This is a genomic window from Agrobacterium sp. CG674 (genome assembly GCF_053521645.1).
The window spans coordinates 431,976-451,937 of record NZ_JBNWDZ010000001.1; the positions used below are offsets into that span (position 1 = coordinate 431,976).

A 19,962-nucleotide genomic window follows, 5' to 3' on the forward strand; every position below is an offset into this window, starting at 1 on the left:
CAATTTCTCTGGCGTTGCGGTTGGCGGTGCATATGCCCGTCAGCTTCGCCAATCCCGCACGAAGGGGAAAATCGGCAGCGACGGCTAGGAAACCGTTTCCGGTGGGCCGCGAGGAGAAGCAGCTCCAAGAAGATGAAAGCCCGGTATTTTCGCGTGCTGATTATCAAAGCCGATCGGGATATTGACTTGCGCCTCAACCGCTCTCTGCACCGGCAGATGATGATGGACAAAGCCGTGATCTGCCGATTTCAGGCAGAGATCGACAATCGCTGTGCAACCCTTGGTTTTCGCGGCCGTGGCGGAGGCGATGTCCTGCGGTGGAAGTTGTGAACGCTCGAGACGGTTCGGTTTGAGAACAGGCGCGCCGTTGGCAGCAGCCTGAAGCCCCATGAAGACGAGCATGCCCGCAACAAAAAGATCGATCAGCCGATTTGAGGGACGAGAGGCGCAAAGGCGGTTCCCCATCGATGGCAAATCGTATCTCCTCCGTCGTCGTCAGCGTTTCGTTAAAACATCACCATGGAAGCGAATATCGTGTCTTTTCGTTTTAGGGGAACGGTGTTGCCGTTGTCCAGCGCGCTGCGGGAAAAATAAGAAATCTTTTCCAATATTAACGATTCCAGCACAAACTACTGCTGTGCTAACGTAACGACAGGTAAATGATTCAGCTAATTTTAGCAACTTTGAGTCATATTGGGTTTTCTTAACGTTCAATCAACGAATTAACCATAAAGATTGGACGTATTTTACGGCGGAACGAGGATCGACACAGATCTTCTTCCAGGCATGACGCCGCCCTGCCGTACCGGGTCGATCCGGTATTCAGTTGATTGCAGAAGGCTCAGCGCGTCGGTGCGACCCATTCATGGTGCGCACACTCGTAAATTATCCGTCCTGGATAATTATCCCCCCGGATACTGGGATTCTCAATCGGTCATTGGCCGGTGTGATCCGGCGTAGCTTTTTGGGGACGTCGCTTGGGGCAGGAATTGCCAACAGATCAAACGAGAAAGGCCACGGGCAGCAGCCTGGGCGGCCGTCTGCGTTTTGCCGGTCTTGACCAGGACCAGTGCGATCTGTTGCGCCGCTACCGCGTCATGCTCGAGCCCCATGTCAAGGCAGGCCTGCGCGACCTGATGGTTCGCTTCCAGTCCATGCCCGACTGTTCTCCATCCTTTGAAAGCGAAAACCAGCTCGACAGGCTGCATGATCTTCAGACCGCGCACTGGACCGTGCTGACGGATGCAAGGTTCGATGCTGTCTATGCCGAGCGCGTCAAGGTTCTGTCCGATACCGAAAGCCGTATGGGTCTCGACCCGCGCTGGCATGTGGCCGGACATGCCGTTGTTCTTGAAAACCTTTTGGGCGGATTGATTTCGCAGCACGCGCCGCGCTCTTTCCTGCCGGGCAACAGCAAGCGCCACCGTGAATTGGCCGAGGCCGTTAAGGCCGTTGTTCGCCTCGTCATGGTCGATACTGAGATCGCGGTTTCCCTGCGCTTCAACGAATTGCGCCTGCGCCACACCCAGGAATTGGCCAAGCAGCGCGAAACCGATCAGGCCGATGCCAAGCGCCTTCTGGGTGATGCCTTGAACGCATTCGCCGCTGGCGATCTGACGGCACGCATTACCGGTGACATTCCAGACGCTTATCGTGAGCTGGCGGACGCCTTCAATGGCGCACTGGAAAAGATAGAAGCTTCTCTGGCCGCCGCCCAGGCCGGTGTGCGTGATGCGCAGACCGCGACCGAGCGCATGGCAGGCGAGGGGCGGACCATGGCTTCGCAGTCCTCCGAGCAGGCGCAGAGATTCACCGGTGCATCCGACACGCTTGGAACCGTTATCAACGACGTTCGCACCAGCAGCGAGAGGATTCAGGCTGCAGAAGCTGCGATGAAGCAGGCTCGCACCGCCGCAACCGAAAGCGGCACAGCCGTTGGCGAGGCCATAAGCGCCATGGCCGGTATCGAGCATTCTGCCGAACAGATCGGTAAAATCATCGGCTCCATCGATGAAATCGCCTTCCAGACCAACCTTCTGGCCCTCAACGCAGGGATCGAAGCGGCCCGCGCTGGCGACAGCGGACGCGGTTTTGCCGTGGTGGCTCAGGAAGTGCGTGCGCTTGCACAGCGTTCTGCCGATGCGGCGCGGGAAATCAAGAACCTCGTCAACGGCACCAAGACCCAGGTGGTCGAGGGTGTTCGCATGGTCAACCGCACCCAGGAAGCCATTGGCGGCGTCGTTCGCCAGGTTTCCGGTGTCAGCGATATGATCGGCGATGTGGCACGCCGCACCGGCGAAAATGTCAGCAGCTTGCAGGGCGTTGCTGTGGAACTCGGTTCCATCGGCGCAGAAACGGACCGTTCCGCCAACCGCCTGACAGGGGCAGCGCAGGACGCCGACGACCTGCACACCGTTATTCTCGAACTGGGCCGGACCGTGCGGGAATTCCGCATCGCCCGACAGGCCGATGCGGCAGCAGAGCCGGTTTCGAGACGCTATCAGCAGACCGTGGCGACCATGCGCGAAGAGCTCGTGGACTATGGCTACGAGCATCAACAATTCAGACGCCAAGGAGTGATTTGATGGCAGGCAGGAAAGCAGCGCAGTCGACATTGAAACTGTCACCGGTGCTGGACCTCAATCAGGCATCCGTGTTGCACGGAAAACTGATGGAGATGAGGGGTGCCCCGCTTGCGGTGGATGCCTCCGAGGTCGAGCGCGTGGGCGTACAATGCGCCCAGGTCTTAATGGGCGGTGTCAAGGCCTGGGAGACTGACGGCAAGGCATTCACATTTTCAAAAGCATCGGACGCATTTGAGAAAACCCTTAAACTGATCGGCGTGGACATCGATCATATCCTCCCGAAGGAGAAGCAGAAATGAAGAAGAAAGTTCTGACGGTCGACGATTCCAGAACGATCCGGAATATGCTCCTGTTGACACTGAACAATGCCGGTTTTGAAACGATCCAGGCAGAAGACGGTATCGAAGGACTTGAAGTTCTCGAAGGTTGTCATCCTGACGTTATCGTCACCGATATCAACATGCCCCGTCTCGATGGCTTCGGCTTTATCGAAGGCGTTCGTCGCAACGAAAAATACCGCGCAATTCCCATCCTCGTGCTCACCACTGAAAGTGACGCCGAGAAGAAGAACCGCGCCCGCCAGGCAGGCGCTACCGGCTGGATCGTCAAGCCGTTCGACCCTGCAAAGCTGATCGATGCCATTGAACGCGTAACTGCTTGATACGGGACCACATACGATGGATATGAACGAAATCAAAGAAATCTTCTTCCAGGAGTGCGAGGAGCAACTCGCAGAGCTGGAATCAGGTCTTCTGAAATTAAATGACGGCGACCGCGACCCGGAAACCGTGAATGCTGTGTTTCGTGCCGTTCATTCCATCAAGGGTGGTGCGGGCGCGTTCGGTCTGGAAGATCTCGTGGCATTTGCCCACGTTTTCGAAACGACACTGGACTGCGTTCGCTCGAACAAGCTCGAACCGAACCAGGACGTCCTGAAGGTCATGCTGAAATCGGCTGACGTTCTGGCGGATCTGACCAACGCCGCCCGTGATGGCAGCGGCGTGGAAGACAGCCGAACGCGCGGTCTCGTCAAGGAACTGGAAGCACTGGCCAATGGCGAAATGCCATCCGGCGGGTCCTCCTCGGAACCGGCAGCGCCCAAAGCGGCAGCACCGAAGGCAGCAGCACCGGCAGCCGCCGCAGCGCCTGCGCCAACCGATGACAGCGGTTTCCAGCCCGTTGCCTTCTCCTTCGGCGAGTTCGAGGATGACGTGACGCCGATGATGGAAACCCCATCGTTCAATGTCGTGTTCAAGCCACAGACATCGCTTTACACCAAGGGCAACGAAGCCGCCCTGTTGCTGCGCGACCTCTCCCGCATTGGCGAGATGAGCATCAACTGCGACATGGGCGCCCTGCCTGCGCTCGAAAACATCGAGCCAGAGACCGCCTACTTCCAGTGGAAGATCACGATCAAGACGGACAAGGGTGCCGCTGGCATTCGCACCGTGTTTGAATTCGCCGAGTGGGATTGCGATCTCGAAATCACGGAAATCGTGGCGGAAACACCGCCCGAAGAAGAACTTCCGATGATCCCGGTTCCTTTCGATCTGTCGGTTCTCGACGATACGGTGGACGAGCCTGCTGTGCAGTCGGCTGACGCCGAGGAAACCGTGGCTGCAAAAACAGTCTCAACAGCCGTTGCCGCAACCGAAGTGACCCGCACCGTTTCCGCCGCTGCCGAAAAGAAGGAAGCACCAGCTGCCGCAGCCGCTGCAGCCAATGCCGCCAACGCAAGCGCCGGCCAGACGATCCGCGTCGATCTGGACCGCGTCGACCGCCTCATCAACCTGGTCGGCGAACTCGTCATCAACCAGGCGATGTTGTCGCAGAGCGTTATCGAAAACGACACGACTGGCACATCTGCCGTCAATATGGGCCTGGACGAACTTCAGCAGCTGACGCGCGAAATCCAGGACAGCGTTATGGCTATCCGCGCGCAGCCGGTGAAGCCGGTCTTCCAGCGCATGTCGCGTATCGTGCGTGAAGTCGCCGATATGATCGGCAAGCAGATCCGCCTGATCACCGAGGGTGAAAACACCGAAGTGGACAAGACGGTCATCGACAAGCTGGCCGAGCCTTTGACGCACATGATCCGTAATGCCGTCGACCACGGCATCGAGACACCTGAAAAGCGCGAAGCTGCTGGCAAGAACCCTGAAGGCACCGTCAAGCTGACGGCGAAGCACCGTTCGGGCCGCATTCTCATCGAATTGTCCGATGACGGCGCGGGTATCAACCGCGAACGCGTTCGCCAGAAGGCCATCGACAACGATCTGATCGCTGCCGACAGCAACCTGACGGATGAGGAAATCGACAACCTGATCTTCGCGCCGGGCTTCTCCACCGCCGACAAGATTTCCGACATTTCGGGTCGTGGCGTGGGCATGGACGTGGTCAAGCGTTCGATCCAGGCACTCGGCGGTCGTATCAGCATTACGTCGCGTCCGGGCCTTGGCTCTACATTCACCATGAGCTTGCCGCTGACGCTTGCCGTTCTTGACGGCATGGTGGTGACGGTGGCCGGTCAGACGCTCGTCGTGCCTTTGACGGCTATCGTCGAAACCCTGCAGCCGGAAGCCGTGAACATTCACTCCTTCGGCTCCAACCAGCGCCTGATTTCGATCCGCAACTCGTTTTGCCCACTGGTGGACGTGGGTCGCATTCTCAACTTCCGCAACACCCAGGCAAACCCGGTCGACGGCGTAGCGCTTCTGGTGGAATCGGAAGGTGGCGGCCAGCGTGCCTTGATGGTCGACGCCATCCAGGGTCAGCGCCAGGTCGTTATCAAGTCGCTCGAAGCCAACTACACCCATGTTCCGGGCATTGCTGCCGCAACCATCCTTGGTGATGGCCGCGTAGCCCTCATTCTGGATGTGGATGCGGTTGTTGGTGCGTCTCGTGGCCAGTCGCTCAAGCAAGAGATGTCTCTTGCGGCAGCCGGTTGAAAGTAGTGATGAATGACAGCGCTCAAGTTTAACGATACACGCCTATCCCCGGATGAAGTGCTCGCCAGCGGAGAATATCCGCTGACGCGCCGCGACCTCTCCGAAATAGCCGCGATGATCTATGCCGATGCAGGCATTTATCTGAACGACACCAAGGCGTCGCTCGTTTACTCGCGATTGTCCAAGCACATCCGAAACCTGGGTATTTCCGGGTTCCCGGAATATTGCGCGCTTGTATCGTCCGAACAGGGCGCCCCTGAACGACGGGAGATGCTCTCGCATCTCACGACGAACTTCACGCGGTTCTTCCGTGAAAACCACCATTTCGAAAATCTTCGGGATGAGGTTTTGCCGGGGCTCATCAACAGGGCAAAAGCAGGTGGCCGTGTGCGCATCTGGTCTGCCGCCTGCTCCGATGGGCAGGAGCCATACTCCATTGCACTGACGGTTCTGGGCCTGTTTCCCAACGCTGCTGACTATGACTTCCGTATTCTGGCAACGGATATCGACCCCAAGATTCTGGCGCAGGCCAGAGCCGGGGTCTATGACGACAACGCACTGGAAACTGTTACGCCTGCCATGCGCAAGCAATGGTTCCAGGACGTCGAAGTCGGGGGCCGTCGCAAGCACCAGATCAGCGACAAGGTCAAGAAGTTGATCACCTTCAATGAGTTGAACCTCATGACGCAATGGCCCTTCAAGGGCGGTTTCGACGTGATCTTCTGCCGCAATGTGGTGATCTATTTCGACGAGCCGACACAGGTGAAAATCTGGGCGCGCTTTGCTGGTCTTCTGCCGGAAGGCGGACACTTGTATATCGGTCACTCCGAGCGCGTCTCGGGCGATCCGAAGGCGCTGTTCGACAATACCGGCATCACGACCTACCGCTACATCGGCAAATCAGGCGGGAGGAAAGCATGACAGGACCCGCCAGAGTTCTCGTCGTCGATGATTCCGCGACCATGCGCGGCCTGATTACGGCCGTGTTGAAAGCCGATCCCGATGTCCACGTCGTTGGTCAGGCCGGAAACGCCATGGAAGCGCGTGCAGCGATCAAGGAACTCAATCCTGACGTCGTGACGCTGGATATCGAGATGCCGGAAATGAACGGTCTCGAATTCCTGGAAAAGATCATGCGGCTTCGGCCCATGCCTGTCATCATGGTTTCGACGCTCACCAATCGCGGCGCTGGCGCCTCGTTGGCCGCCCTTGAAATCGGCGCTTTCGATTGCGTGGGCAAGCCAGCACCTGGAGACAGCAGGCCGTTCAGCGATCTGGCCGAAAAGGTCAAGGCCGCCGCACGTTCGCAAAACCAGAGCTACCGCGATGTAGTGGTGGTCGAAAGGCCCGTCGTCGCTCCGCCCATGGCCGTGAGCGATTATCGTGGTGGCCGCAAAATCGTCGCTATCGGTTCCTCGACCGGTGGTGTGGAGGCCTTGATTACTGTCTTGCAGAAATTCCCGGCCAACTGCCCGCCCACGGTCATTACACAACACATGCCGGCGACGTTTACCAAAAGTTTCGCAGAGCGTCTGAACCGGCTGTGCGCGCCTGCGGTGGAAGAAGCAACGGATGGGGCGCGTCTCCAGACAGGGAAAATATACCTTGCGCCGGGCGGTGAACGACATTTGCAGGTCGTTAATCATTCCGCGCCAACTTGCAGGCTTTTGGACAAGGAACCTGTTAATGGCCACCGACCGTCCGTGGATGTTCTCTTCGATTCCGTTGCAGAACTGGCTGGACGAAACGCCGTTGGTGTCATCCTGACAGGGATGGGACGCGACGGAGCCGCCGGACTTTTGAAAATGCGCCATGCCGGTGCTCGCACCATTGGCCAGAACGAAAAATCCTGTGTGGTCTATGGCATGCCGAGGGTCGCTTACGAACTCGGCGCTGTCGAACAACAATTTCCGCTGAACGCAATCGGCGACGAAATTCTGAAACTTACTGCTGCCCGAAAAGAAGGTTCCGACTAATGTCTCTTGCAGAAAAAATCAAAGTTCTGATCGTGGATGATCAGGTTACCAGCCGCCTGCTTCTCAGTGATGCACTGACGCAGCTAGGCTTCAAGCAGATCACCTCCGCTGGCGATGGCGAGCAGGGAATGAAGATCATGGAGCAGCAGCCCCATCATCTCGTCATTTCCGACTTCAACATGCCGAAGATGGATGGACTTGGTTTCTTGCAGGCGGTTCGCACGAACCCCACCACCAAGAAAGCAGCCTTCATCATTCTGACGGCGCAGGGTGACCGTGCATTGGTGCAGAAGGCCGCCCAGCTGGGTGCCAACAACGTTCTCGCCAAGCCATTTTCCATCGACAAGATGAAAGCGGCCATCGAAGCCGTATTTGGATCCTTAAAATGATTGAAACTGCAGCCAAGCGCGTACACATTATCCAGGGCGAATACAAAATCGCTAGCGATCCCGATGTGGTTCTTACGACCATTCTCGGTTCGTGCGTGGCTGCATGTCTAAGAGACCCTGTTGCGGGCGTCGGCGGCATGAACCACTTCCTGTTGCCGGGGACAGGGGGCGCTGGGGGTGGAGATGCAACCCGTTACGGGGTGCATCTCATGGAGTTGCTGATCAACGGCTTGCTCAAGAAAGGAGCGCGCCGTGATCGCCTCGAGGCAAAGATTTTTGGCGGCGCAAAAACCATTGCCACCTTCTCGAATGTCGGCGAGCAAAACGCTGCATTTGCGGTTCAGTTTTTAAGGGATGAAGGCATTCGTCTTCTCGGTCAGTCGACCGGAGGAGATTCAGGCCGAAAGATCGAGTTTTGGCCGGTCTCGGGTCGCGCGCGCCAAATACCGCTCAGCGGTGCCGAAGCGCAGTCGACGGTTGCTCTGGAAAGAAAACCAGTGGTGGCTCCAAAGCCAGTGGCAGACGATATCGAATTTTTCTGAGGCGACAAAGCACAGGCAGATCGCCGCGTCGTTTCTTCATTTTGTTTCAGCATCGAACCGGCAACATATTTGCGGTCCGACGCCCTGATCACGGAGCTATTAATGCAGATCGCCGACTATGCCCAGCTTCCCATGTTCGAAGAGGCACTTCCTGAAGTTCTGATGCGGGTGGTTTCCGAACTTCATGATGTTGCCTATCTGATCGAGCGCATCGAGCCCGAGTTGCTCGAGGCGACAGATGGCGCGATGACGGTCGAAGGCATGCGGCTTATGCAGGGTATTGACCTTGCTGTTCAGAAGACACGCGGCCTTGCCGAATTCATCGATACGATCACCGGGTCTATTCCGCTCGAATGGGCAGTGGATGTTTCCACGGCGCTCAGCCTTGTAAAGCTTGCCGAAATGCAGAAGGCACTCGGTGCCGGCATGCGCCACGGACATTCCCAGCCGCTCGACAAGACATCCGGCGACTGCGACCTGTTTTAGTACGCGTTCATTGAACCGGAAAACCCTCTAAGACCAACGTTGCCGTCCGGCATGTCGTGCCGGGCAAGACGTGTGCCCGCCTGACAGTTGGCGGATCGTTGAAATATACATGTAATATTATCGTCCATCACCTGCAAATCTGTGCTGCTTTTACATGTAAAGCGTCGCGCAAGCTTACAAGTATTAATCTGAACCCCGATTATAACAAAGAGTGGCATGTGGGCCTGCGCCATGCCAACGCCGGGGTTTTGATACATGAACAGTGCTGTAGACGGTCGTTCTACCAACTCGCTTTTTCTCAATCTGCTGGAGTTGGCAAAAAACCAACGTCTTGCCTTGTCGGATGCGATCACATTCGCTGAGAAATTCAGCGCCGAAGGCCGCAAGGACGATGCGGTGGCATTGTACAAAACCTGGCTTGCATTCAACCCGACGCACCCTAACCAGCAGATGGTCTACTTCAACTATTCCGTCCTTCTGCGCAACACCAACGACATTGCTGGCTCGATCAATGCCATGGATGCTGCATTGAGGATCGATCCTCTCTTTGGCCCTGCGCATATCAATCTGGGCCGCGCCTTTGAGGATAGCGGGGTAGCTCCTCTGGCGATCAAGCAGTGGCAGAGTTTTGTCGACGCCACCGCAGAAATGACGCCAGACCGCGTGTCCTACCGACTAATGGCGCTGCAACATATCGGCCGCGTCATGGAAAATGCTGGTCTGCTCGCAGAAGCCGAAACCGTGCTTTGGCAGGCCATGGAACTGCGTCCTGAAAAGAGCGAGACTGGCCAGCACTGGAGCGCGATCCGCCAGCGTTTGTGCAGCTGGCCAATCATCAGCCCGTCAAGCCATGTCACCCGCCGCCAGATGATCGACTCCATGTCGCCTCTGACGCTGGGTTGCTATTCCGACGACCCCATGTTCCAGCTGGCACGCGCCTATACCTACAACAAATCGTTTGTCGGGCGCCTGGACGTGAGGAATTTCCCTCGCCCGACCGTCAAGCACAAATCTGGCACGGGCCAGCGCCTGCGCGTCGGCTACGTATCCTCCGATCTTCGTGACCACGCGGTTGGCTTCGCGCTTCGTGAAGTGCTTGAATTGCATGACAAGAACAATGTGGAAATCCACGCCTATTACTGCGGCGATCCGGTCTCAAATGATGCCACTCAGACGCGCATGAAGGCTGCTGTCGATGCCTGGCACGAAATCGGTGCGCTGTCCGACGAGCAGGCGGCACGCCAGATTGCCAGCGACGGCATCGATATTCTGATCGATGTGAACGGCTATACCAAACATGCGCGGACAAAGATTTTTGCCTATCGTCCGGCACCTGTCATCGTCAACTTCTGCGGCTATCCAGGCTCAATCGGCAGTCCTTTTCATCAGTATATGATTGCCGACGGTGAGATTGTGCCGCCTTCCAGCGAGATCTACTATTCGGAAAAGGTCCTGCGCATTGCCTGCAACCAGCCGATTGACCGCAAGCGCACAATTGCCGAAAAGCCGACCCGGCAAGCCGCTGGACTGCCGGATGACGCTTTCGTATTTGCCTGCTTCAACGGTATGCAAAAGGTAACGCCTGATACATTCGAGCGCTGGAAGACCATTCTGGCGGCAACACCCGGCAGCATCATGTGGCTGTTGAGCGGCAACGACAAGGCTGATCAACGACTGCGCGAAAAGTTCGTAGAAGCCGGCATCGAGTCGGAACGGATCATCTTTGCGCCGAAGGCTGGCAACGCCGAGCACCTGGCCCGCATTGCAGTGGCCGACCTCTTCCTCGATACGTTCCCCTATGGCGCACACTCAACGGCAGCGGACTCGCTGACCGTTGGTCTTCCGGTGCTGACATTCCCGGGAAAGAGCTTTGCCGCGCGCTTCTGCGCAAGCGTTGTTGCCGCAACCGGTGTGTCGGAATTGATCTGCGATGGCCCTGACGATTACGTAGCCAAGGCAATTGCCTTTGCCAAGACACCGGCTTCGCTGAAACTGGTCCGGGACAAGCTTCAGGCCAATCGCGAGACAAGTGCACTGCGCGATATTCCCGGTCTGGCACGCCGTTTGGAGGAACTGTTCTGGCAGATGCAGGGAGAGGCTGAACGCGGAGAAACGCCTGTTCCCGACTTCACGAACATGGACGTCTACTACGAAATCGGCACAGATCTGGTGATGGAAAACCTTGAGTATGTCGATGAACAGGCTTACCGCGCGCGTTATCTGGAAAGATTGCGCGAATGGCACCACTATTCCGCCATACCCACCGACAACCGGTTGTGGACGGCCGAAGCCTCGGCTACGGCTTGATAACTGAACGGTCGGGCGCGATTCCCGACTGATTCCGGTCCATATTGGTATCATGCGGGGCACCCATGGCGCATTGGCGACGTGCGATGCGCCCCGCCACATCACAAAAGGCAGACCCAGTGGCACAGTCCAAAAAGATTGCAATCGTCGGCGCCGGTCTTTCCGGTGCGGTTATCGGCCGCGAGCTTGCGAAAGCGGGCCATGAGGTCGATATTTTCGACAGGCGCGATCACATCGCTGGCAATTGCCACACTGAGCGGGACGCCGAAACCGGTGTGATGGTCCATGTTTACGGCCCGCATATCTTCCACACAGACGATGCCGAGGTTTGGGAATACGTCAACACGTTCCAGACCTTCATGCCCTACAAGAACCGGGTGAAAACGACGAGCCAGGGGCAAGTGTTCTCCCTGCCGGTCAATCTGCACACGATCAACCAGTTCTTCGGCAAGACCTTCCGTCCCGATGAGGCCAAGGCTTTCATCGAAGAGCAGGCCGACAAGACCATCGAGGACCCGCAGACCTTTGAAGAGCAGGCGCTGCGCTTTGTTGGCCGTGACCTCTACGAGGCTTTCTTTCAGGGCTACACCCAGAAGCAATGGGGTTGCTCGCCCACGGCCTTGCCCGCCTCCATTCTCAAGCGGCTGCCGGTGCGCTTCAACTATGATGACGATTATTTCTTCCACAAGTATCAGGGCATGCCGGAAACAGGCTACACGCCCATGGTGGAGCGCATTCTCGATCAGCCCGGCATTCGCATGCATCTGACCAGCGATTTTGGCCGCGCTGATACGGGCCGTTATGACCACACTTTCTATTCCGGCTCTCTGGATGGTTATTTCGATTACGCCAATGGCAGGCTGGGCTACCGCACGCTCGACTTCGAACGCTTTACCTATGCGGGAGACTATCAGGGCTGCGCGGTGATGAATTACGGAGAGGTTTCCGTGCCTTTCACCCGCATTACCGAGCACAAGCATTTTTCGCCGTGGGAAAAGCACGATAGCTCCGTCTGCTACCGCGAGTTTTCCCGCGAATGCGGCCCCGATGATGTTCCTTATTACCCCATCCGGCTGGTCGAGGAAAAGGAGCAGCTCGCGCAATATGTCTCGCTGGCAAAGGACGAAAAGGCCGTGACCTTCGTGGGAAGGCTCGGCACCTACCGGTATCTGGATATGGATGTCACCATCCGCGAAGCGCTCGACACCGCCCGCCTTTTCCTCTCGCTATCCCAGACGCAAGACGCGATGCCCTCCTTCCTCAACCCGCCGCTCTGAGCCAGCCGGTTCGGTTCATCAAGCGCCCTCTCTTCCTCACGCGGGAGCGGGGGCGTTTTGCGTTTCTGGCGCTGAAAAATGCGTCTCTTCATTTTTAAAAGACTGAAAGCCTCGCGCAAGCAACGAAAGCTAGGGTCATCGACGTCGAATGCCGTCTTGCGTCCGTTCAGGATGGCGCCTGCGGGGTTTCCAGCTCCGCAATTCGTCCTCGAAATTTGAACTCGCGATCAAGGCTTGCACATGACGTCGATCATACCCTCACTATCGCCAAGCCAGATCGCGAAAATTTCGACGACCCAGGTTTCGGCCTGGTCGTCAGAGGATATGGAGGCTCTCTCCACCGAACAGGTCAAGGCTCTTTCCTCCAAGCAGATCAACGTCCTGACGTCAGAGCAGATTGCCGCCATGGAGGTGGAAGATCTGGGTGCAATGTCTCCCAAACAGCTGAGCGCGATTTCTGCGAACGCTGTGGTTGGTCTTTCGCTGGATCATATTGCGGTTCTGGACAAGCTTTCCGTTGCCGGCTTCGGTTCTGCCCAGGTTGCCGCTCTGTCGGCCGAGCAGGTGGCTAAGCTGACAACCGATCAGGCTGAGGCGCTGACGCCATCGCAGATCGCAGCCATGAGCTCCGAGCAGATTGCGGCGCTGGACTACGAAGATCTGGAGACTTTTTCGACGGCAGACATGGCAGCCCTCTCCAGCAATGGCATTGCGGGCCTGAACACGACGGCCATCCGCTTCCTGTCCACGACGCAGGTCGCGGCCCTGAACGCCAACGCCATTTCCGGCATGGGCACAGATACGTTCACGGCACTGACCGACGAACAACTTGCTGCGCTCAGCACGGCAGCAATCTCGAAACTGACATCCGACCAGCTCGGCAGTCTCAGCTCGGCGCAGATCGGCACATTCACCTCTGCCCAGGTCGCGGCCCTGAAGGCCGTTCAGATCGGTGCGCTGGGAGCAGACTACATTGCCAATCTTTCGCCAGCTGGTATCACGGGATTAAGCACGACGGCCATTGCCAGCATGTCGACAGAGCAGGTTGCGGCCCTTTCCGACGACCAGATTGCAGCCCTGACCACGAAACAGGTCAGCTCACTCAAATCGACCCAGATCACCGCCCTGTCGTCTACTGGCTTTACGGCTCTGACGACGGCGCAAATTGCCGCCTTGAGCACCAAGTCGATTGCCGCTCTAAGCGGCGACCAGATCGAGGCGCTGACTATCGCGCAAGCCGCGGCACTGACACCGGCGCAGGTCAAGGCGTTGAGCTCAGACCAGATCGCAAAGCTTGAGGCGGAAGATATCGCCGCCTTCTCGACGGCGGATATTGCTGCGATCACTGCAGCGGGTGCCGAGGGCTTGAGCACCTTGATTGTCCAATCTCTCTCCGATGCACAGGTTGCCGCGCTCAGCACAAGCGCCTTTGCCAAATTGACGACGGACCAGATTACGGCGCTGAACACCGGGCAGCTTTCGGCCTTGACCTCCCGCCAGCTTGCAGCATTGACGTCCACTCAGGCGGCGGCACTATCATCTGCTGATGTGGTGCAGCTTTCGACCGCTGCTCTCGGCGCGCTCTCTGGAAAAGCCATCGTCGGTTTCAGCGCAGATACGATTTCAGAACTCACACCAGCGCAGATCGCCGCTCTGGCGACAGGTGCGATCGCCAAGTTGACCACCGAACAGGTGGCCGCGCTTTCGGCAGACCAGGTCGAGGCGTTGACCTCGGCGCAGGTCAAGGTGCTTTCCTCTACGCAGATAGGCGCTCTGAGTGCCGATGGTATCAAGACGTTTTCAGTCGCCGACATTGCCGCCATATCCACCAAGGCTATTGCGGGCCTGAGCACGGCTGCTGTTGCCGCGCTGACAGACGATCAAATCAAGGCGCTGACCACCGCAGCAGTCTCCGTGTTTTCCTCCGAGCAGTTTAGTGCGCTGACAGGCGACCAACTGGCGGCTCTGACGCCCAAGCAGCTAAGCGCGATCAAGGCGGCACAGATCAAGTCGCTGACTACAGAATATCTCTCTTCGCTGACGACTGACCAGATCGCGTCTCTGGGCACTGCGGCGATTGCTGGTCTGTCGACAGCGCAGATCGATGCCTTGACGACACTTCAGCTGGAGGCATTGACGCCGGCGCAGGTCAAGGCGCTCACGTCAGCGCAATTGGCAGTGCTTGACGCAGACGATATTGCGACATTCTCGACATCAGATATGTCCGCCTTAAGCGCGAAAGCCGTTCCGGGTATTACGCCCGACGTGTTGGCCGCCCTGACCTCAGACAAGATCGGTGCCTTGAGTGGAGCTGCGGTCGCGAGCCTGACGACAGATCAGGTTGGGGCTCTGACATCTGTGCAGCTTGGCAGTTTAACGGCCACGCAGGCAGGTATGTTGACATCAGCCCAATTGGGCGCGCTGGAGCCCGCTGATATCGCTGCATTGAAGGCAGCAGCGGTAGGAGCCTTCACCACCAAAGCAATTTCCGGTCTTTCGACCGCATCCATTGCGGCGTTGTCGGCTGCGCAGGTCACAGCTTTGAGCGCCAGTGCTGTTGCGACACTGAGCAGTGATCAGATTTCCGTGCTGACGGCAGATCAGGTTGCCGCACTGTCTACCGGGCAAATCAAGGTTCTGACATCCACCCAGATCGCGGCCCTGTCGTCGGAATCCATCGCGGCCCTTTCATCAATCCAGATCCCGGCACTGGCCACCAAGGCGCTTGCTGGTTTGGGCGCAGAGCAGATCACCGATCTGACGACTACGCAGATTGCGGCCCTGACCCCACAGCAAATAGCCACACTGACATCCGCCCAGCTGGCGGGGCTGAAAGTGGAAGACATTGCGGCGATATCCGTCACTGGATTTCAGTCGATGAGCGCCAGCGGTGCCGCCGGATTGTCATCCGATGTCATCGCCGCCCTGACAACCGAAAAGCTTGCGGCCTTGAGTGTCAGCGCTGTCGGCGCCCTGACGTCCGACCAGATTGCCGCGCTTTCGACCGTACAGGTCGATGCCTTGACGACACGCCAGATCGCGGGCCTGAAATCAACACAGGTAGCGGCGCTCGGCGACGATGACCTTGCAACTTTCTCCACGGGTGAGATAGCGGCGCTGAGCGGTAAAGGCATCGCGGGATTGAGCACCGCCAACATCGCTGGATTGACGACCGATAACGTCAAAGCCCTGTCCACGGCGGCGGTCGCAAGCCTGACGCCGGACCAGATCGATGCGCTGGGTTCTGTGCAGCTGGCAGCTTTCAAGACCGAGCAGATCGCAGCTCTGACCTCTACCCAGATTGCCGCGCTCAGCCCGACGCTGATGGCGTCACTGACGCCCACGCAGCTGGCAGCCCTGCGTCCCGCCGCAGTGACCAACCTGAGCGATACGCAGCTGGTTGCACTGACGCCCGCGCAGGTTTCTGCTCTTTCCAGCTCACAGATTGCCGGCTTGACCTCGACACAGGTTTCCGTGATGAGCACGGCGCAGATTGGCGCTCTGACCGACAAGCAGATCGCAGCGCTGAGTACATCCGGCATTGCAGGTCTTTCGAGCAGGCAGATCGCTGCTCTTTCCGCCGATCAGGCCGAAGCACTGACAAGCACCCAGATTGCCGCGATGACGGGCGAACAGATGGAAGGATTTGGAGCCGACGATATCGGGAAATTCTCCACAAAGGAGATGTCGGTCATCAGTTCCACCGCAGTGTCGGGCATATCGACGAGCGTGCTCTCATCACTGACAAGCGCAACCATTGCAGCCTTGAGTGCGGGCGGTGTCGCTGGCCTTACCACCAGGCAGGTCACATCTTTGACATCAACTCAGGTCGCTGCGATGACGACCAAGCAGGTTGCTGCGCTGACCGCCGAGCAGGTTGGAGTGCTGCGCAGCCAGGACATTGACGCGCTGACGACAGCGCAGGTGGCGGCCCTGAGCGCGGCCGGTGTTTCCGGCCTGACCACGGCCCAGATCGCGGTTCTCGACACCGCGCAGATCGAAGCCTTGACTGCTGTCCAGGTGGGTGCGTTGAACTCCGCCCAGATCGGCGTCATCGGCGCAGCGGGCATCGCAAAATTCACCAATGCCGAGATCGGAGCCATCAATGGCGCCATCATTGACAGCTTGCCGACAGCCACGATTGCAGGTCTGACGACGGACCATATCGCCTCGCTGAGCACGGCGGCCATCGCAAGCCTGACGAGCGCCCAGATTGCCGCGCTCAGCACTGGCCAGATAGCCGCCCTTTCGACCAAGCAGGTCGGCGCGCTGACCTCTCAGCAGCTGGGTGCTTTTGCCCCTGTGAATTTTGAATCCATGTCCACGGCGGCTATTGGTGCGATTAGTTCAGCCGCCATTGTTGGCCTGTCGACATCAACCGTCGCGGCTCTCACCAATGAAACGCTTGCAGCACTCAGCACGGCGGCCATCGCCGGCCTATCGACGGGGCAGGTGGCGAAGCTGTCATCGACACAGATCGATGCGCTTTTGACCAAGCAGATTGCCGCTTTGACCTCGGGCCAAGTGGCGGCTTTAGGCACTGCTGGTATCGCTTCGCTTGATACCCAACAGGTCGCGGCACTGAGTTCAACCGGTGTGGCTGGTTTGTCTGCTACCCAGATCGCGGCGTTGACCACGCTACAGACCGAAGCACTGACCACGGCTCAGGTGGCTGCCCTCAGTTCCGCCCAGGTGGCTGCACTTGACGCGGATGACCTGGCCGTATTTTCCTCCAAGGACATTCTGGCTTTGTCCAGCGGTGCAGTTGTGGGCCTCTCCGCCGACACGCTGGCGGCTCTTGACCCAAGCATTATCGCGTCTCTGGCAGCGACCAGTATTCCGGGGCTCTCCACGACGCAGGTTGCAGCCCTGACTTCGGGCCAGATTGCCGCGCTTTCTACGGCTCAGGTTGCAGCCTTGAGCTCAAGGCAGGTCGCGGCGCTGGGAACGAGCGGTGTTGCAGCGCTGACCACGTCGCAGATTGCGGCTTTGAGCACCGTCGGCATACCCGGCCTCTCGGCAGCGCAGGTCACGGCGCTGTCTACCGATCAGATCGAGGCTCTCAAATCCGAGCAGGTGGCGGTCTTGACCGCAACGCAGGTGGCGGGACTGGATGCCGCCGATCTCGGCGTATTCTCCACGGCGGAACTTGCCGTCTTGAGCTCCGGCGCTATTCTTGGTCTATCCTCCGCGACATTGGCCGCACTTTCCAGTGACCGTATTGCGGTTTTAGGGACGGCGAGTGTCTCGGGCCTTTCAACAATACAGATCGGATCTTTGAGCTCGGCACAGCTGGCGGGCTTGACCACGGCGCAGCTCGCATCGCTTGGCTCCAGACAGGTGGCAGCACTCGGTACAGCAGGGGCGGGGGCGCTGACCACGAGCCAGATTGCCGCCTTGAGCACAGCTGGTATCGCCGGGCTTACGACGGATCAGATCGCGGCCTTGTCGACATTGCAGATCGAAGCGCTCGATTCTATCCAGGTTTCCGCACTGACCTCCGCACAGGTGGGCGCACTGGGTGCCGATGACCTCGCCGCCATCTCTACTGCGGAGCTTGGCGCTTTGACGTCGAGCGCCATTCAGGGGATATCGACGCTAACGCTGGCCGGTCTTGCCACAGAGCGGGTTGCAGTCCTCGGAACTGCCAGCATTTCCGGCCTCTCCACCGTACAGATTGCTGCGCTGACGACGGCGCAGATCGAGGCCTTGAGCACGGCGCAGATTGCCGCCCTCGGCTCCAGACAGGTCGGCGCTCTTGGAACATCAGGCGTTCAGACCCTGTCGGCCGCACAGGTCATGGCTCTGAGCACCGCGGCCATTGCCGGGCTTTCCACCGGCCAGATCGATGCGATGACAACCGACAAGGTGGAGGCCCTGACGGCTGCCCAGGTCGCAGCGTTGTCTTCCACACAACTCTCGGCCTTTGGCATTGACGACATCGATGTTCTTTCCAACGAAGATCTTGCGGCGTTGCCCGCCCATGTCATTCAGGGACTATCCACCGTAGCACTGGCCGCCATGACACCGGCGCGCATTGCCATTTTGAGCCCCGCTGGCGTCTCAGGGCTGACCAGCGGCCAGATTTTGGCGCTCAGCCCGGATCAGGTGGAAGCATTCACCAGCGATCAGGTGGCGGCGCTCACGTCCCGGCAGCTTGCCGCACTTGATATCGATGACCTGAAGACCTTCTCTCCGACCGACCTTGCTGCCATCAGCGCGGCTGCGATCGGTGGCATTTCAACCGCAACGCTTGTAGCGCTGCCAACCGACATGATCAGTGCGCTGGGTGCAGCTGCCATTCCCGGCCTCTCTGCCGCGCAGGTTACGGCGCTGACCGTCGATCAGATCAGCGTTCTGTCAACGGCGCAGGTGGCTGCCTTCACGTCGCAGCAGGTGGCCGCTCTCGAAACCGCTGACATCGTCGCCCTCTCCACGGGCCAGATTGCGGCTCTCAGCACCGGCGGTATTGCTGGTCTGTCGAGCGCGCAGGTGGGGGCGATGACGTTGGAGCAAGTTCATATTCTAACGACCGCGCAGGTCGGAGCCTTGACCTCCACGGCGATTGCCGGACTGACGGCGGAAGAACTCGAAACCATGAGCGCGGCGCAGATCTCTGCCATGAGCTCCTTGGCCATCGCTGGACTTGCGACGGGCTTCATATCAGGGCTTTCGGCCGCAGAGATCTCGGCCATGGGAACGGGCGGCATTGCTGGCCTGACGGCCCAGCAGGTTGCCAGCCTCAGCTCCCATCAACTCGAAGGACTGTCTACCGCACAAATCGCGGCGCTGAGCGCCGATGGCATTTCCGGACTGACAACCGAGGGTATTGCGACCTTCTCGACGGCAGATATTGCAGCCATTGCGCCATCCGCCATCCGGGGTCTGAAGACCGCGATCATTGCGGGCCTGACAACAGACGATATCAAGGTGCTGACGCCTGCTCAGGTCGGCGGGCTGGGTTACAACCAGGTCGCGACATTGACCACGGCGCAGGTGGATGCTCTTTCCACGACGCAGCTGGGTGCGCTGAACGCCATCCAGACAGCGGCGCTGGGAACCGACGATATCGCCTTGTTCACGACCGAAGACATCGCGGCTCTTGGCACCAGCGGGGTCTCGGGGCTGGCAACAAGCGTCATCGCAGCGCTGACCACTGCGCAGAGCGAGGCCCTGACGCCGGCACAGGTGGGTGCGCTGACGGCGTCCCAGGTCGGAAGTCTGTCGAAGGACAACATTGCGAAGTTCTCCACCGCAGATATCGCGGCCTTCAGCTCGGCCGGGGTGGCAGGTCTTTCCACAGACACACTGGTCAGCCTGTCTAGCCAGCAGATCGATACGCTGTTGAACACGCATATGGGTGCACTGACGCCGACCCAGGTTTCCGCGATTATCGGCTCCTATATTGCCGCATGAAGAAACGCGTGAGCGATATCTTTAACAGCCATCCGG

At 58.6% G+C, this 19,962-nt stretch carries 13 protein-coding genes; 12 read left to right on the top strand and 1 reads right to left on the bottom strand.

Translation table 11 applies throughout. The features are described 5' to 3' along the window. Positions 1 to 84: 84 nt before the first annotated feature. Positions 85 to 474 (bottom strand): hypothetical protein, encoded by a 390-nt coding sequence (locus tag ACQZ51_RS02095; protein WP_448774862.1) that lies wholly within the window; start codon positions 472 to 474, stop codon positions 85 to 87. Positions 475 to 989: 515 nt separating this feature from the next. Here ACQZ51_RS02095 and ACQZ51_RS02100 point away from each other — a divergent pair. The 12 genes from ACQZ51_RS02100 (at position 990) to ACQZ51_RS02155 (ending at position 19,926) form a co-directional block, all read left to right on the top strand. Beyond that, positions 990 to 2,585 (top strand): methyl-accepting chemotaxis protein, encoded by a 1,596-nt coding sequence (locus ACQZ51_RS02100; protein ID WP_448774864.1) that lies wholly within the window; start codon positions 990 to 992, stop codon positions 2,583 to 2,585. Next, a complete protein-coding gene (locus ACQZ51_RS02105) occupies positions 2,585 to 2,884 on the top strand; it encodes an STAS domain-containing protein (protein WP_448774865.1) in 300 nt (99 codons plus the stop codon). Before ACQZ51_RS02100 ends, ACQZ51_RS02105 begins: the two co-directional genes overlap by 1 nt. After that, positions 2,881 to 3,246, top strand: a complete 366-nt coding sequence (gene cheY1 / locus ACQZ51_RS02110) for a chemotaxis response regulator CheY1 (RefSeq protein WP_042618005.1) — start codon at positions 2,881 to 2,883, stop codon at positions 3,244 to 3,246. Before ACQZ51_RS02105 ends, cheY1 begins: the two co-directional genes overlap by 4 nt. 16 nt (positions 3,247 to 3,262) lie before the next feature. Beyond that, positions 3,263 to 5,533 (top strand): chemotaxis protein CheA, encoded by a 2,271-nt coding sequence (locus tag ACQZ51_RS02115; protein ID WP_448774867.1) that lies wholly within the window; start codon positions 3,263 to 3,265, stop codon positions 5,531 to 5,533. A 12-nt stretch (positions 5,534 to 5,545) separates the two neighbouring features. After that, the gene (cheR, locus tag ACQZ51_RS02120; RefSeq protein ID WP_448774868.1) at positions 5,546 to 6,454 is read left to right on the top strand and encodes a protein-glutamate O-methyltransferase CheR; all 909 of its coding nucleotides are present in this window, start codon (positions 5,546 to 5,548) and stop codon (positions 6,452 to 6,454) included. Next, the gene (gene cheB / locus ACQZ51_RS02125) at positions 6,451 to 7,509 is read left to right on the top strand and encodes a protein-glutamate O-methylesterase CheB (RefSeq protein WP_448774869.1); all 1,059 of its coding nucleotides are present in this window, start codon (positions 6,451 to 6,453) and stop codon (positions 7,507 to 7,509) included. The genes cheR and cheB overlap by 4 nt, the downstream gene beginning before the upstream one ends. Beyond that, positions 7,509 to 7,898, top strand: coding sequence for a chemotaxis response regulator CheY2 (gene cheY2 / locus ACQZ51_RS02130; protein WP_042618009.1), 390 nt, complete (start codon positions 7,509 to 7,511; stop codon positions 7,896 to 7,898). The genes cheB and cheY2 overlap by 1 nt, the downstream gene beginning before the upstream one ends. Next, on the top strand, positions 7,895 to 8,440 hold the full coding sequence (cheD, locus tag ACQZ51_RS02135) for a chemoreceptor glutamine deamidase CheD (RefSeq protein ID WP_042618010.1): 546 nt from the start codon (positions 7,895 to 7,897) through the stop codon (positions 8,438 to 8,440). Before cheY2 ends, cheD begins: the two co-directional genes overlap by 4 nt. A 102-nt stretch (positions 8,441 to 8,542) precedes the next feature. Then, a complete protein-coding gene (locus ACQZ51_RS02140; RefSeq protein WP_448774871.1) occupies positions 8,543 to 8,926 on the top strand; it encodes a hypothetical protein in 384 nt (127 codons plus the stop codon). A 255-nt stretch (positions 8,927 to 9,181) separates the two neighbouring features. Beyond that, positions 9,182 to 11,233 (top strand): O-linked N-acetylglucosamine transferase, SPINDLY family protein, encoded by a 2,052-nt coding sequence (locus tag ACQZ51_RS02145; RefSeq protein WP_448774873.1) that lies wholly within the window; start codon positions 9,182 to 9,184, stop codon positions 11,231 to 11,233. Positions 11,234 to 11,319: 86 nt separating this feature from the next. Next, positions 11,320 to 12,510 (top strand): UDP-galactopyranose/dTDP-fucopyranose mutase family protein, encoded by a 1,191-nt coding sequence (locus ACQZ51_RS02150; protein ID WP_448775729.1) that lies wholly within the window; start codon positions 11,320 to 11,322, stop codon positions 12,508 to 12,510. Positions 12,511 to 12,750: 240 nt separating this feature from the next. Beyond that, positions 12,751 to 19,926 carry a hypothetical protein gene (locus tag ACQZ51_RS02155; RefSeq protein WP_448774874.1) on the top strand — a complete coding sequence of 2,392 codons (7,176 nt, stop codon included), beginning with the start codon at positions 12,751 to 12,753 and terminating at the stop codon, positions 19,924 to 19,926. The last annotated feature ends 36 nt before the right edge of the window (positions 19,927 to 19,962 follow it).